Origin of the sequence: Prevotella sp. oral taxon 306 str. F0472 (assembly GCF_000257925.1) — a bacterium.
Taxonomy (GTDB): Bacteria; Bacteroidota; Bacteroidia; order Bacteroidales; family Bacteroidaceae; genus Prevotella; species Prevotella vespertina.
On the sequence record NZ_AJIN01000017.1, the window covers coordinates 1 to 15,234 of the forward strand.

Genomic DNA, 15,234 nt, shown 5'->3' on the forward strand with positions numbered 1-15,234 from the left:
TTTTTACTTAGTTCTCTTTGTTAATAACTCTCTGTTAGTCTTCCCAAGCGGAAAAATCGTCTTCGTTCTCATTGTCAGCTCCCTGCCATGCTGGTGCTTGCTTAGCACTGCTGATGGTTCCTCCAGGTGTTGCTGGGTTGTGCTGACCATTAAAAGGAGACCCCGCCATTAAATTAGTGGTTTCGTTTACCTGAACTATTACGCAATTAGGTGCAGAATAGCTCCTCTTTTGTTTCCTTTTCTCCATTGTTTTATTGATTAAAAATAGTTGTTATTTCGTGCTTAATTTTTCTATATTTCGGTTTAGGTACGGACACAAAAAAAGAACAAAGGAAACTTCTAGAAGTCCTTTGTTTACAGGGTTTGCGGTACGCTTCGCGCGCGCGTACGCGAGAAGAAAAAATGTGTAATTTACGCCTGCTCTACTAGAGAGAGAGAGAGAGAGAGAGAGAGTATACAATTATTTGGAACTACCAAATAATTTGCAACCTTTTTCTCGTTTTTAGATGTTAAAGAATCCAACGCAATAGCACGTGCATTTACACCTTTATTATATAAGGCGCAAACGTTAGCTTGATTGAAATTCGTTGTTTGTAACATCATTATTAATAAGTTAATTCTCACTCAACGGGCGCAAAGGTAAGAAGAAATATCGAAAAAGAGCAAAGATAAATAGAAAAAAGTGGATTTGATTCTAAAAAGATTAGGAATTAAGAGAGATATAGGAGTTATACGCAGTTAAGCTAATACTAAGATTTCCAATATAATATAAAGAATATTGGGCTTAACTTCTTACATTATAACTCCTTTAAGTCTCATCCTTTCCAAATAAGAATTATCAAACACCTAAAGGGCGATAGATATCAAACTGGAAACCAAGTGCACTAATAATACGGAGGAACAACCCGACACCTGGCTCAACGACACCATTCTCAATCTTGGAGATATAAGACTTCGTTGTTCCCACCTGTTTCGCAAGTTCGCTCTGTGTCATCTTTGCTTCCTTACGCGCTTGCAAAAGGATTTGTGAAGCATAATAAGCTTTTGCTTCTTCCTCAAACTTCGCACGTTGTTCTGTACCTTCTTTACCATATTTGATGTCTAATACATCATCATAATTTGATATTTTGTGATTGTTTGTCTGCATAATAAGCCTCCATTATTTTTAAAGCTTTATCTATTTCACTCTTTGGTGTCTTTTGCGTCTTCTTTTGGAATCCATTAAAAAGGACGACGACCTGTCCTTCATCAAAGATAAAAAACACTCGATATATATTGCCCTCATACTCTATCCGCAACTCAAACAAGCCATCTTTAATTGCCTTAATAAACTTAGTAGAAAGCCTTTCTCGTATTTTCAGTAGTTGAAGAATGTAATCTATCTTGCGCAGAACTTTATCGTCCAACGTCTTGATAAATGCTTGGAAATATCCTCCATACGTCCTTATCTTCCTTTCCATGCCACAAAGATAATAAAAAGTTTCTATATTAAGCAACTTATTCTACCTTTTAATAATATAAACGAAACAAGATGCAATTACACCTCAAATGTCTACAAAAGCTACAAGTAGATGTTTGGATTACCTTTTTCCACCAACAAAAGCCTCATAATTCGATTTAATTTCTTACTTTTGTGACGTTTTAAATTAGGGATATTGTGCCCTTGTACTAGGTTAGGAAAAAGATGAAATTCAAGTATGACGTACTTGTTATCGGCGGTGGACACGCTGGTTGTGAGGCTGCTACAGCAGCTGCCAACATGGGTGCAATGACTTGTTTGATAACAATGGATATGAATAAGATTGGTCAGATGAGCTGTAATCCAGCAGTCGGAGGCATTGCTAAGGGACAGATAGTCAGAGAGATTGACGCTCTCGGAGGCTATATGGGACTGGTGACCGACGCTACAGCGATTCAATTCCGTATGCTGAACCGATCAAAAGGACCAGCCGTATGGAGTCCAAGAGCACAATGCGATCGTGGTAAGTTTATCTGGGAATGGCGCACGATACTTGACCATACAGACAACCTCGATATCTTTCAAGATCAAGCAGACGAACTACTTGTTGAGAACAATAAAGTACTGGGTATCAAGACAATATGGGGAATAGACCTATATGCACGCACGGTTATTATCACCGCTGGAACTTTCCTCAATGGACTCATGCACATTGGTAAGCGAAAGGTGGAGGGTGGACGATGTGCAGAACCTGCTGTTCACAACTTTACAGAGAGTATTACACGCCATGGTATTCGGTCTGCACGTATGAAGACCGGAACTCCAGTGCGCATAGACCGTCGTTCCGTACACTTTGAAGAGATGGAACCACAACCTGGAGAAAGCGATTATCACCAGTTTTCTTTCTATGGTTCATACCGCCATTTACCGCAGTTACCATGCTGGACATGCAACACGAACGAAGAAGTACACGATGTCTTGCGTAGCGGATTGGCAGAATCTCCCCTCTTTAATGGGCAGATTCAGAGTACTGGTCCACGTTATTGTCCTTCGATAGAGACGAAACTTGTGACCTTCCCAGACAAAGATAACCATCCACTCTTCCTCGAACCAGAGGGAACGAATACGAATGAAATGTACTTGAATGGCTTTTCTTCAAGTATGCCTTGGGACATTCAACTATCAGCAATACACAAGATTCCAGCCTTACGAGATGCTAAGATCTATCGTCCGGGCTATGCCATCGAGTATGACTACTTTGATCCAACACAGTTGAAACACTCACTTGAATCAAAAATCATTGATGGTTTGTTCTTTGCAGGACAAGTTAACGGAACCACGGGATATGAGGAAGCTGGCGGACAAGGCATTGTTGCTGGTATTAACGCTGCCCTACTCTGCGCAGGACAGGATCCTTTCATTATGAAGAGAGACGAAAGTTACATAGGAGTTCTTATTGATGACCTAACAACAAAGGGTGTTGATGAACCTTATCGTATGTTTACTTCGCGTGCGGAATACCGTATTCTCTTGCGCCAAGACGATGCGGATGCACGTCTGACGGAGCGTGCTTATAATATAGGTATAGCCAAACAGGACCGTTATGACTGGTGGATGCAAAAGAAGGAGCACATCAATCGTATCCTTGATTTCTGTAACAACACTTCTGTTAAGCCTGATATTGTAAACGGTTTCTTGGAACATTTGGGTACATCTCCTATAAAGGGAGCAACGAAGATAGTAGACCTTGTGGCACGTCCACAGGTCAATTTTGAGAACCTTTCGGCTGTTATTCCAAGCCTTAAAGAGGCAATTGAGGCTTCGCCTAACCGTAAAGAAGAGATTGCAGAGGCTGCTGAAATCAAGCTAAAGTACAAAGGCTATATCGATCGTGAGCATGTATTTGCTGAGAAAATGCGACGTCTTGAAGACATTAAAATCAAAGGACACTTCAAGTATAGTGAACTACACGACCTCTCTACAGAGTGCCGACAGAAGTTAGAACAGATTCAACCGGAGACGCTCGCGCAAGCAAGTCGTATTCCAGGAGTGAGCCCAAGCGACATTAATGTACTGCTTGTGCTCATGGGAAGATAACTTTCTTTGGACAAATAAGTCCTAACACGTGGATAAAAGGAACACCCCTAAAGGTTAAAAAGATACCTGTTTCACGTGAAACAATAGCATAAAACAAAACTATATAACAAACTGAAAATGAATAAAAAAATATTATTAGACAACCTGAGATGTATCCCGGATTGGCCTATTAAGGGTGTTAACTTCCGTGATGTGACTACCCTATTCAAGTCACCTGAAGCTCTTCAGGAAATTACTGATGAGATGGTTGATCTCTATAAAGGTAAGGGTGTAACCAAGATCGTGGGTATCGAGAGTCGTGGCTTCGTCATGTCTTCTGCCGTTGCCACCCGTTTGGGTGCTGGTATCGTACTTTGCCGTAAGCCTGGTAAGCTTCCTTGTGAGACCATTCAGGAAAGTTATCAGAAGGAATATGGTGTAGACACGATCGAGATTCATAAGGATGCTATCAACGAGAATGACGTTGTTTTGCTCCATGATGACCTCCTTGCTACTGGTGGAACGATGAAGGCTGCATGCGACCTTGTTAAGAAGTTCAATCCTAAAAAGGTGTATTGTAACTTCATTATCGAACTCCATAGCGAATTTCCTGATAGCCGAAAACAATTCGACAAAGATATAGAAATCACATCTTTGCTCCAATTCTAATCAATCAAGAATCATCTAGTTAGTAAAGAAAAGAAAGGAGCTATCCAGTTAAGAGGATTGCTCCTTTTCTATTTCAGGAATCATTATGACGTCTAATAAGCAACAAGCAAAACAAAAGAACAAGTTCTGTCCTTATAAAGCAAATACGACACACGTAGCATAGTTAACGTTCCACGTGAAACAAAACAGACTAAAAGACCTTTAAACAAAGCAGTTACACAAAATGAATAAAGAAGATAACTTGAAGCGATTAGCCTATTTAAAGAGTATTGTTTCGAGCCTCCCCGAGAAGCCCGGAACCTATCAATACTATGATTCAGAACATACAATAATCTATGTAGGAAAGGCTAAAAACCTTAAGAGCCGTGTATCATCTTATTTCCACAAAGAGGTAGATAGATTCAAAACAAAGGTACTAGTTTCTAAAATACATGATATAACTTACACAGTTGTCAATACAGAAGAAGATGCCTTACTAATCGAGAATCAACTCATTAAACAATACAAACCAAAGTATAACGTATTACTTAAGGACGGGAAGACTTATCCGAGCATCTGTGTAACAAACGAATATTTTCCACGAATATTCAAGACGCGTACAATTAATAAGCATTATGGCACATTCTATGGTCCTTACAGCCATATTGGTAGTATGAATGCCATTTTAGAGATTATAAAAAAGGTTTATAAACCACGTACATGTCGCTATCCAATCACAAAAGAGGGCATAGAACAGGGTAAATATAAGCCTTGCTTAGAATACCATATACATAACTGTGGTGCCCCATGTATCAACAAACAGAGCTATGAAGACTATCAAGAAGCTATCAAGCAAGCACGAGAAATATTAAAAGGAAACACTCGTAACGTACAACAAATGCTCAGATTAAAAATGCAGAAATATGCAGAAGAACTGAAGTTTGAGGATGCAGAACTCTGTAAACAGCGCTACCTTGCTCTCGAAAACTTTGCAGCAAAGAGTGAAATAGTCAATTATACTATCACAGATGTCGATGTTTTCACAATCGTGGATGATGATACAAGAAAGAACGCATTTGTTAATTACATTCATGTTAAGAATGGCGCAATCAATCAAAGTTTCACTTATGAATACAAGAGAAAGCTCGATGAAACCGATGAAGAGCTCTTGAACGTGGCTATTTTAGAGATTCGTGCTCGCTTCAAAAGCACAGCTAAGGAGATTATAGTACCCTTTGATCTTGATTTTAAGATAAAAGATGCAGAGTTCGTCATACCTAAACGGGGTGATAAATGGCACCTTCTAGAACTATCAGAGATGAATGCCAAGCAATATAAATTCGATCGATTAAAACAATCGGAAAAGCTAAATCCACAGCAGAAACAGACTCGCTTAATGCGAGAACTGCAAGAGAAACTTAAATTACCAAAGCTTCCTTATCAAATAGAGTGCTTTGATAACTCCAATATCTCTGGTTCTGATGCTGTTGCGGGATGTATTGTTTATAAGGGCATGAAGCCTTCCAAAAAAGATTATCGTAAATATAACATAAAGACAGTGGTCGGTCCTGATGATTATGCAAGCATGCAGGAGGTCGTTAGAAGACGTTATACACGTATGCAAGAAGAAGGTTCTCCCCTCCCCGACCTCATCATTACAGATGGTGGTAAGGGTCAAATGGAAGTGGTAAGAGAGGTTATTGAAGATGAATTACACCTCAAAATCCCTATTGCTGGACTTGCCAAGGATGATAAACACCGCACAAATGAACTTCTCTTTGGCTTCCCACAGCAAGTAGTAGCACTCAACGTGAAGAGTGAACTATTCCGAGTTCTCACACAAATACAGGACGAAGTGCATCGATATGCAATCTCTTTTCATCGCAGTAAGCGCTCTAAACATCAGTTACACAGCGAGTTAGATGATATAAAAGGTATTGGTCCGAAGACAAAGGACATGTTATTAAAGAAACTGAAGAGCGTAAATAACATAAAAGAAGCTGATATTCAATTACTTACAAATATAATAGGTGCAAGCAAAGCTAGCATTATCTACAATTATTTCCACGCTGAATAAGCAGAGAACCAAATAAATATTGTACATTTGCCGTATGAGAATTGTGATACAAAGAGTGGCTCAAGCATCCGTAACCATTGGTCAACAGGTGAAGTCCAGCATACAAGCAGGACTGCTTATCTTGCTTGGTATTGGCAAAGAAGATACTGAAGAGGATGCTAACTGGTTGGTGAATAAGGTTATAGGACTTCGTATTTTCAATGATGAACAAGGTATAATGAATCGTAGTATTATGGACATCAAAGGCGAGATCCTAGTTGTATCTCAGTTCACACTCATGGCTAGTTACAAGAAAGGAAACCGACCCAGTTGGATACACGCAGCCCCTCATGAGCTATCAATTCCGCTCTACGATTACTTCTGCAAGACCTTATGCGAAGCATTAGGAAAGCCTATTAGTACGGGAGAATTCGGTTCCGACATGAAAGTAAAACTATTAAATGATGGACCAGTAACCATTTGTATGGATACTAAAAACAAAGAATAATGACAATACAAGAGGCACAAGAGGCTGTAGATAAGTGGATTAAACAGTATGGAGTACGCTATTTTAGCGAACTAACAAATATGGCTTGTCTTACAGAAGAGGTCGGAGAACTGGCAAGAGTCATAGCTCGAAGCTATGGAGACCAAAGCTTTAAGCAAGGAGAAAAGCCCAACCTAGGAGAGGAAATGGCTGATGTTTTGTGGGTTCTACTCTGTCTTGCAAACCAAACAGGCGTTAATCTCACCGAAGAACTACAACGCAGCTTTGAGAAGAAGACGTCACGTGACAGAGACAGACATAAGAACAACCCAAAACTTACTGATAATCAAGTATAAAACCAACTTCTAACTAATAAATAAAACATCTACATTACAATTATAAAATAATAATATGGGAATCATTAAAGACACCGTTTCAAAGGATATCCAAGCGCAGAAAGCGAATGGAATTGTAGAGAAGAGTGAGTACGATCAGGCTTTAGAACAATACGACCTCAACATTACTGATGAGGATGTAAAGGCTGCAGTAACAAAGATTATAGCAGAGAAAGTATCAGAGAATGATAATCCAGAAGTAAAGAAATTCTTGCTTGGTAGCGTCGAACTAACCACTCTCAGCACAGCAGATACCGAAGAGAAAGTACTCGCAATGGTAGAGAAAGTCAATAAATTCGATAGTGAATACCCTGATCTTCCACATGTTGCAGCTGTCTGCGCATACCCTTGTTTCACGAAGCTCATCGCTGATAGCCTCGAAGTAGATGGTGTTGACATTACGAATGTGACGGGTAACTTCCCCTCATCACAAGCTCTTCTTGAGGTAAAAACCATTGAGACGGCACTTGCCATCAAGGATGGTGCAACGCAGATAGACATTGTCATGCCTGTAGGTAAGTTCCTTTCTGGTGATTATGAGGGAGTTTGTGACACCATCGGAGAACTGAAACAGACCTGTGGGGACGTTCCTATGAAGGTAATCCTAGAGACCGGCGACCTCCGCAATGCACGCGATATCAAGACAGCAGCAGTTCTCGCTATGTACGCCGGGGCTGACTATCTAAAGACAAGTACGGGTAAAGAGAAGATTAGTGCTACTCCCGAGTCCGTTTACGTACTCTGTCAAGCCATCAAGGAGTACCACAAGAAGACGGGTATACAGATTGGTTTAAAGCCCGCAGGAGGCATTAATACAGTCATGGACGCTGTTATCTACTACACTATAGTTAAAGAGGTTCTAGGCGAAAAATGGCTTACTAATTATTGGTTTAGGATGGGTACAAGTCGATTGACAAACCTTCTTCTTAGTGAGATCATCGGTTCAGAGACTAAGTTCTTCTAGACTGACAGCATAACATATAACGTCCCCACCCTTTCATAAAAGGCGTGGGGATTTTTCATTGCAGCCCATTTCTCTATTCCAGCCATACATCTATACCATAAGAGAAAACACTTCTTTAAACAGCAAGAAACACTTACCTTTATCAGAGAAAACATTCCCTAAAACTAGAAAAAGGCTTTTTGTGATTTAAAAAATAGATTATTAATTTAGTATTATTAATCTATTATCATTTTATAAATAAATTATTTTTCAAAATGCCAAACGCCCTTCTTCAAGATAACAAATTGTTATATCCATTGAAAAAGGGCGTCTTTAGAACTTATAAAATAGCCTGTTTGTAAGTTTGATAAGCATTATTTATATTGCAATCAACCTACTCTAACCAATCATTATTTCTTTCTTTTGATGACATAATCAAGGTAGGTTTGCAAAGAGGTACGTATATTCTCATCGATAACATATTGATCGATAAATCGCTGTGCCTCGGCATGGAAGTCCCACATACGACGTTCCGCATATTCTATTCCACCATTTTCTTTTGCAAACCGAACTAAGGTCTCCACCTCTTCATGCGTCACATTATGTGCTTTCACCTTATGAACTAACCTCATCATGTCCTCATCTTGCGTTGCATTCAACGCATATATGATGGGCAAAGTGAGCTTACCTTCTGCAAAATCATTGCCTGTTGGCTTACCAATCTCAACCTCCGAATCATAGTAATCGAAGATATCATCACGGATTTGAAACACTATTCCGAGGTTTTTACCAAATAGTCTTGCTGCCTCAACCTGCTCTTCTGTAGCGCCAGCAGACTCTGCTCCAATCGCAGCACAGGTCTCGAAGAGAGCCGCAGTCTTACGTTCTATAATCTTATAGTATACCTCTTCTGTTACTTCTTTGTTCTGTATATTAGCTAACTGGAGTATTTCTCCATCACTTAAAGTGCGCCCCAATTCAGCTAAACGGCGCACTATCATCTCTGAATGGGTGTAACTAACGTGCAAAAGTGCCGTTGATAGCACATAATCACCAACCAACACAGCCACCTTATTATCGTAGTCAGCATTCACACTAGCCTGCCCTCGACGTTCAGCAGCCTCATCCACCACATCATCATGGACAAGTGATGCCGTGTGAAGGAGCTCTAAACCAACTGCAGCATGCTGTGTTACACGTGAGACCTTACCAAAGTTCTTAGCCATCAAGAGGATAAGGATGGGGCGCATACGCTTTCCTGCGCGCTGCTTAATATGGTTCAAAACCACCTGTAACAGCCCATCCTCGTGGTTGAGAGCATGATTAAAAAGGTCGATGAAATCGACTAATTCTGTCTCAATCGGTTGCTTTATTAGTGAAAGGGTATCCATTATTGACTTCAAATTTGATACAAATTTAGTCAATAAATCGCATATTATGGAATATTTTTAGTACTTTTACAGCTAAAAATTACATATTTACTTTATGGCAAAACTGTTCCTTCTCGACGCTTATGCGCTAATCTTTCGCTCTTATTATGCACTACTTCGCAGTCCACGTATTAATTCTAAAGGTTTGAATACATCGGCTATTATGGGGTTTTGCAACACCTTAAATGAAGTGTTAACTAAGGAGAAACCAACGCACATAGCTGTTGCTTTTGATCATGGAAAGACCTTCAGACACGATGCATACCCCCAGTATAAGGCGCAAAGGGAGGAAACGCCGGAGGACATTAAGCTCTCAGTCCCTATAATCAAACAGATATTAGAGGCATTGCACATCCCTATCTTACAGGTAGATGGCTTCGAGGCAGATGACATCATAGGTACTGTTGCAACCCGATTCGGCACCGATGGAATCGATACATTTATGCTTACTCCCGACAAGGACTATGGTCAACTGATTGGACCAAACGTTTTCATGTATCGTCCAAAGCATGGCGGAGGTTACGAAACACTTGGTGAAAAGGAGGTAGAAAGTAAGTATGGAATCCCTACCCCAGCCCAAGTCATAGACATTTTGGCGTTGATGGGTGACACAGCAGATAACTTTCCGGGTTGTCCAGGGGTTGGTGAGAAGACTGCAGCGAAGTTAATTAATCAATTCGGGAGCATTGATAATATGCTTGCTCATACTAATGAGATAAAAGGGAAACTACGGAATAAGGTCGAAGCTGCCGTTGAAGACATCAAAATATCTAAGTTCCTTGCAACAATCCGTACGGACGTTCCATTACAGTTGGAACTAGATGAAATGAAAGTTCAGCAACCGGATGAAGAGAAACTACGTGCGATATTTGAAGAATTAGAGTTTAAGACACTTATTAACAAGTTTCTTAACAAAGACAAAGAGAAGTCAAAAGTTGTCGAAAATCAGCTTGATTTATTTGCAGAATTTGCGCCCGATAACCCAAGCGAAGCAAAAAACGAGAGTTTTGAGAGCCTTAAAACGACCCAACACAACTATCAACTCATTGATAATGAGGCTGATTTGCATCGCTTATGTGAGCTTTTTTTAACAAAAGAAACGCTTAGTTTAGACACAGAAACCACTTCTACCGATGCAATTAGTGCTGAGTTGGTGGGCTTGAGCTTCTCTGTTGAGGAAAAGGAAGCCTTTTACATCCCTATTCCAGAGAATCGCGAAGAAGCCTTGAAACGTGTTGCAATATTCAAACCAGTATATGAGAACGAGTCGATTCTAAAGGTTGGTCAGAACATCAAGTACGATTATGAGGTACTAAGCAACTATGGGGTGGAATTGAAAGGAGCGATGTTCGACACGATGATAGCACACTATCTTATCCAACCCGAACTTCGTCACAACATGGACTACATGGCTGAAACACTCCTTGGATATCGAACCATACACATTGAAGACTTGCTTGGCTCGAAAGGAAAGAAGCAAAAGAATATGCGCGACTTAAGTCCTTCTGAGATTTATGAATATGCCGCAGAGGATGCCGACATCACCTTACGTCTAAAGAATGTACTCGCTCCTAAGCTGAAAGAACTCAATGTTGAAGAGTTGTTCTGGAGCATTGAGATGCCCCTTGTTCGTGTACTGGCTGACATGGAACTTACCGGTGTTCGCATTGATACGGAAGCATTAAAAGAAACATCAAAGATATTCACGGAACGTATGAGACAATATGAAGTGGATATCTTTAAAGAGGCTGGTGAAGAATTTAACATATCGAGTCCAAAGCAGGTAGGTGACATCCTTTTCGGTAAGATGCAGATTATGGATAAGCCCAAGAAGACCAAGACTGGGCAATATGTCACTAGTGAGGAAGTGTTGCAGAGTATCGAATCAAAACATCCTATTGTACGTAACATTCTGAACTACAGAGGTATGAAGAAGTTGCTAAGTACCTATGTAGAAGCCTTACCCAAACTGATTAACTCTCGTACAGGACACATCCATACCTCCTTCAACCAGGCGTTAACTGCAACGGGAAGACTATCCTCCAGCGACCCTAACCTACAGAATATTCCAGTGCGAACAGACGATGGGAAAGAGATTAGAAAGTGCTTTATTCCAGAGGAAGGATGTATGTTCTTTTCAGCTGACTATAGCCAAATTGAACTGCGAATCATGGCTCATCTATCAGAGGATGACAATATGATGGAGGCCTTTAGAGAGGGTTATGACATACACAGGGCGACGGCGGCTAAGATCTGGCATGAGGCTCTTGATGACGTGACGGACGCACAGAGAAAGAAGGCTAAGCAGGCTAACTTTGGTATTATATATGGTATAACTACCTTTGGATTAGCCCAAAGAATGGAGATACCCAACAATGAGGCAAGGGCGTTGATACAGGACTACTTCCGCACATTCCCTAAGGTTCAAGCCTACATGGAACATGCGAAAGAGCTTGCAAGAAGCAAAGGTTATGCAGAAACCTTGTTCCATCGTCGCCGCTATCTACCGAATATCAACAGTCGAAATGGTACCATCCGAGGTTTCGATGAGCGCAATGCTATCAACGCACCAATACAAGGGACAGAGGCAGACATTATAAAGGTTGCTATGGTGCGGATATGGAATCGATTCAAAGAAGAGGGTATCCGCTCAAAGATGATACTACAGGTACATGACGAACTCAACTTCTCTGTTTACCCAGATGAGCGTGAGAAGGTGGAGAAAATAGTCCTCGAAGAGATGCAGAATGCCTATCCCCTCAATGTCCCACTAATAGCTGATGCTGGTTGGGGAAAGAACTGGTTAGAAGCACATTAAGGCTCTTTCCAATTCTTCAGGATCAAAGGAGAATGGTACTAAAAGCAAACTTAACTTCTTCAATTAAGGGTTATTTTCATTAGTATTTATAGCTTAAAACAGAGTTATGGATAAGGAAGAAACAAAGAACAAAGCGGAATATTTCGTTGCTATCATCAGTGAGTTTGCAAAAAGAAAGAATCTCACTGACAAACAAGCATATAGATATTTGAAACGATATAAGGCTATTGAACTCGTTGATCGGTTCTATGGTGTAATGCACACGCAGAGCTTTCGAGACGTTATCAATGACTTAATAACATTCTGTCAAAGGCAAGGAGGAGCATTAGTATGACCTTATACCATGGTTCCAATCAGATAGTAATGGTCATAGACTTTGCTAAGTCCAAACCAAACAAGGACTTTGGTAAAGGCTTCTACCTAAGTGCTGACAAGCAACAAGCCCTTGAGATGGCAGAATATAAGACCTTTACCAATGGTGGTAAACCTATTTTAAATGTCTATGAGTTTGACGAAAAGCAATTAGATAACCCCAACCTAAAGGTCAAAAGATTTGAAGGATATACCAAGGAATGGGCTGAGTTCGTTTTTGCCAACCGCAACTCTGCAGATGGTGGAAGTACACATGACTATGATATTGTCATTGGTCCAATTGCAAATGACCGTGTCGGATTACAGATCAGACGCTATATAGAACAAGAGATAACCTTCGAAACTTTCCTAGAAAGGCTGAAGTACATGAAAGGAATAACCTTTCAATACTTCTTCGGAACCCAACAGTCCATCCAACTACTTAAACGCTTATGAACGAAACAAACTATATGATTGAGTGTATAACACGTGACCTCATTCTCAAACTCATGTCTGATAAGGACATGAATATGCAAGAGGCAGTTGATACTCTCTATAATTCTGACACATACGAAAAGCTCAAAGACACCCGAACAGGGCTTTATTTCCAGAGTACTGGATACGTCTATGACTATCTTAACAAGGAATTGCTAACAGGGAAAATGCAATAAGCGACAACCAAAGAGACGCCCTTTTCGATTTGAAAAAGGCGTCTCTTTGCATCAAAGGAAGCCTCTCTTCGCATCAAGGAAACGCTCTCTTCGAATCGAGGAGAGCCTTTCCTTCTTTATAGTACAATATCCCGTTAACTATTCCTCCCCTACTTGCGAGATTGATTGGGGCTTTACATCCCCTCTTTCAGAGGAACTTTAGGAGACTTTCCGTTAACCATTCCAATCCTTAGAAACGGCTAAATGGCGTGTTAATAACAACGTGAAAAACACGAACAAACCACTTTTTAGACTGCATATTGCAATGTTAAAAAGATAGAAAAGCCTTAACATATAGCATTTTTGGCGTACTTTTGCAATTTAATCAAGCAATGAAATTTGAATGAGTCTTACTAGTTTAGTAAACAAACTATACTTCCAACCACGCCGCAAGGAGCTAGAACGCTATACTACTGATAGCGAAGCTATCCAGCAGGAGGTTATGGAATACCTTATAGAACGGGCTAAAGATACAGAATACGGACGTAAACATCTGTTCTCAACCATCACTTCTTATGACGATTTCGTGCATAACGTGCCCGTCAATACCTATGAAGAACTGAAGGACGACATCGATAGAATGCGTCATGGAGAACGTGATATTCTATGGCCAGGAGTGGTTAGATGGTATGCTAAGTCATCAGGAACTACAAACGACAAGAGCAAGTTTATCCCTGTAACTCACGAAGGACTGCAAACCATTCATTACCAAGGAGGTAAGGATGTAATCGCTTATTACCTTAGTAATCACCCTGAGAGTAAACTCTTCAATGGCAAAGGTTTGATCCTTGGTGGTAGTCATTCTCCCAACTACAACTTGCACAATTCCCTTGTTGGAGACCTAAGTGCAATACTCATAGAGAATATTAATCCACTTGCAAATATCGTGCGTGTACCCAAGAAAGAGACTGCTCTATTGAGTGACTTCGAGGTGAAACGCGATCGAATAGCACGGGAAACTCTTACGCAAAACATCACTAATATCTCTGGTGTACCATCATGGATGCTATCCGTATTAGTGCGTGTTATGGAGCTAAGTGGTAAACAACATCTTGAAGAAGTATGGCCTAATTTGGAGGTATTCTTCCATGGTGGCATTGCTTTTACACCCTATCGAGAACAATACGAACAGCTTATTACAAAGCAGGGAATGAACTATATGGAGACATATAACGCCTCGGAAGGGTTCTTCGGAATACAGGATGACCCTTCAGATAGCAGTATGTCGCTCATGCTTGATTATGGAGTATTCTACGAGTTCTTGCCTATGGACGAGTTTGGAAACGATCATCCAAACATCGTTCCACTATCTGGTGTAGAGGTTGGACGCAACTATGCCATGCTGATTAGTACCTCTTGCGGTCTTTGGAGATATGAGATTGGCGACACAGTACAGTTTACTTCCACCCGTCCTTATAAGTTTATTATCACCGGAAGAACCAAGTATTTCATCAATGCCTTTGGTGAGGAACTCATCATGGACAATGCTGAAAAGGGACTCGATGCCGCTTGTAAGGCTACAGGAGCACAAATATTAGACTATACCGCAGCACCTATTTATATGGATGCAAAGGCTAAGTGCCGACACCAATGGCTCATTGAGTTTGCAAAAGAACCAGCGTCTATTGCAGAGTTTGCCACTATCCTCGATAACAAACTACAAGAGATCAACTCCGATTATGAGGCTAAACGCTATCATAATGTGACCCTTCAGCCCCTCGAAATCATTGTCGCTCGTAAGAACCTCTTCAATGATTGGCTGAAAACAAAGGGTAAGCTCGGTGGTCAACACAAGATTCCTCGCTTGTCAAACAGCCGTTCTAATCTTGAAGAATTACTGACAATGAACCAGTAAATACGC

General features: G+C 40.6%; 16 protein-coding genes. 11 read left to right on the forward strand and 5 right to left on the reverse strand.

Translation table 11 applies throughout. From position 1 onward, the window contains the following. Nucleotides 1–34: 34 nt before the first annotated feature. The 4 genes from HMPREF9969_RS02630 to HMPREF9969_RS02645 all read right to left on the reverse strand — a co-directional run bounded on the left by HMPREF9969_RS02630 (nucleotide 35) and on the right by HMPREF9969_RS02645 (nucleotide 1,460). On the reverse strand, nucleotides 35–247 hold the full coding sequence (locus tag HMPREF9969_RS02630) for a hypothetical protein (protein WP_036894766.1): 213 nt from the start codon (nucleotides 245–247) through the stop codon (nucleotides 35–37). Between the two features lie 164 nt (nucleotides 248–411). Continuing rightward, entirely contained in the window at nucleotides 412–603 is a 192-nt protein-coding gene (locus HMPREF9969_RS13130) for a hypothetical protein (protein ID WP_009434406.1), read from the reverse strand. Between the two features lie 235 nt (nucleotides 604–838). Further along, nucleotides 839–1,147, reverse strand: a complete 309-nt coding sequence (locus tag HMPREF9969_RS02640) for a helix-turn-helix domain-containing protein (RefSeq protein WP_009434344.1) — start codon at nucleotides 1,145–1,147, stop codon at nucleotides 839–841. Further along, nucleotides 1,113–1,460 (reverse strand): type II toxin-antitoxin system RelE/ParE family toxin, encoded by a 348-nt coding sequence (locus tag HMPREF9969_RS02645; RefSeq protein ID WP_036894768.1) that lies wholly within the window; start codon nucleotides 1,458–1,460, stop codon nucleotides 1,113–1,115. Before HMPREF9969_RS02645 ends, HMPREF9969_RS02640 begins: the two co-directional genes overlap by 35 nt. 224 nt (nucleotides 1,461–1,684) lie before the next feature. On the opposite strand from HMPREF9969_RS02645, the gene mnmG reads away from it, so the two are divergent. The 6 genes from mnmG to deoC all read left to right on the forward strand — a co-directional run bounded on the left by mnmG (nucleotide 1,685) and on the right by deoC (nucleotide 8,085). Then, nucleotides 1,685–3,556 (forward strand): tRNA uridine-5-carboxymethylaminomethyl(34) synthesis enzyme MnmG, encoded by a 1,872-nt coding sequence (gene mnmG, locus HMPREF9969_RS02650; RefSeq protein WP_009434416.1) that lies wholly within the window; start codon nucleotides 1,685–1,687, stop codon nucleotides 3,554–3,556. A gap of 117 nt (nucleotides 3,557–3,673) precedes the next feature. Beyond that, nucleotides 3,674–4,204 (forward strand): adenine phosphoribosyltransferase, encoded by a 531-nt coding sequence (locus HMPREF9969_RS02655; protein ID WP_009434410.1) that lies wholly within the window; start codon nucleotides 3,674–3,676, stop codon nucleotides 4,202–4,204. A 223-nt stretch (nucleotides 4,205–4,427) separates the two neighbouring features. Then, the gene (gene uvrC / locus HMPREF9969_RS02660; protein ID WP_009434408.1) at nucleotides 4,428–6,260 is read left to right on the forward strand and encodes an excinuclease ABC subunit UvrC; all 1,833 of its coding nucleotides are present in this window, start codon (nucleotides 4,428–4,430) and stop codon (nucleotides 6,258–6,260) included. A gap of 34 nt (nucleotides 6,261–6,294) precedes the next feature. Then, complete coding sequence (gene dtd, locus HMPREF9969_RS02665; protein WP_009434393.1) at nucleotides 6,295–6,747, forward strand: D-aminoacyl-tRNA deacylase; 453 nt, start codon at nucleotides 6,295–6,297, stop codon at nucleotides 6,745–6,747. After that, nucleotides 6,747–7,082, forward strand: coding sequence for a nucleotide pyrophosphohydrolase (locus HMPREF9969_RS02670; RefSeq protein WP_009434394.1), 336 nt, complete (start codon nucleotides 6,747–6,749; stop codon nucleotides 7,080–7,082). Before dtd ends, HMPREF9969_RS02670 begins: the two co-directional genes overlap by 1 nt. A gap of 55 nt (nucleotides 7,083–7,137) precedes the next feature. Beyond that, entirely contained in the window at nucleotides 7,138–8,085 is a 948-nt protein-coding gene (deoC, locus tag HMPREF9969_RS02675) for a deoxyribose-phosphate aldolase (protein WP_009434414.1), read from the forward strand. 389 nt (nucleotides 8,086–8,474) lie between these two features. Here the strand turns inward: deoC and HMPREF9969_RS02680 are convergent, their stop codons facing one another. Then, nucleotides 8,475–9,455: a polyprenyl synthetase family protein gene (locus HMPREF9969_RS02680; RefSeq protein ID WP_009434367.1), complete on the reverse strand. Its 981-nt coding sequence runs from the start codon at nucleotides 9,453–9,455 to the stop codon at nucleotides 8,475–8,477. 94 nt (nucleotides 9,456–9,549) lie between these two features. On the opposite strand from HMPREF9969_RS02680, the gene polA reads away from it, so the two are divergent. From polA to HMPREF9969_RS02705, 5 genes are all read left to right on the forward strand, one after another. Next, nucleotides 9,550–12,312, forward strand: a complete 2,763-nt coding sequence (gene polA / locus HMPREF9969_RS02685; RefSeq protein WP_009434391.1) for a DNA polymerase I — start codon at nucleotides 9,550–9,552, stop codon at nucleotides 12,310–12,312. 106 nt (nucleotides 12,313–12,418) lie between these two features. Next, complete coding sequence (locus HMPREF9969_RS02690; RefSeq protein ID WP_009434337.1) at nucleotides 12,419–12,646, forward strand: DUF3791 domain-containing protein; 228 nt, start codon at nucleotides 12,419–12,421, stop codon at nucleotides 12,644–12,646. Next, entirely contained in the window at nucleotides 12,643–13,119 is a 477-nt protein-coding gene (locus tag HMPREF9969_RS02695) for a DUF3990 domain-containing protein (RefSeq protein WP_009434384.1), read from the forward strand. Before HMPREF9969_RS02690 ends, HMPREF9969_RS02695 begins: the two co-directional genes overlap by 4 nt. Next, a complete protein-coding gene (locus tag HMPREF9969_RS02700) occupies nucleotides 13,116–13,334 on the forward strand; it encodes a hypothetical protein (protein ID WP_036894771.1) in 219 nt (72 codons plus the stop codon). Before HMPREF9969_RS02695 ends, HMPREF9969_RS02700 begins: the two co-directional genes overlap by 4 nt. Nucleotides 13,335–13,716: 382 nt before the next feature. Then, complete coding sequence (locus tag HMPREF9969_RS02705) at nucleotides 13,717–15,228, forward strand: GH3 auxin-responsive promoter family protein (protein ID WP_009434396.1); 1,512 nt, start codon at nucleotides 13,717–13,719, stop codon at nucleotides 15,226–15,228. The last annotated feature ends 6 nt before the right edge of the window (nucleotides 15,229–15,234 follow it).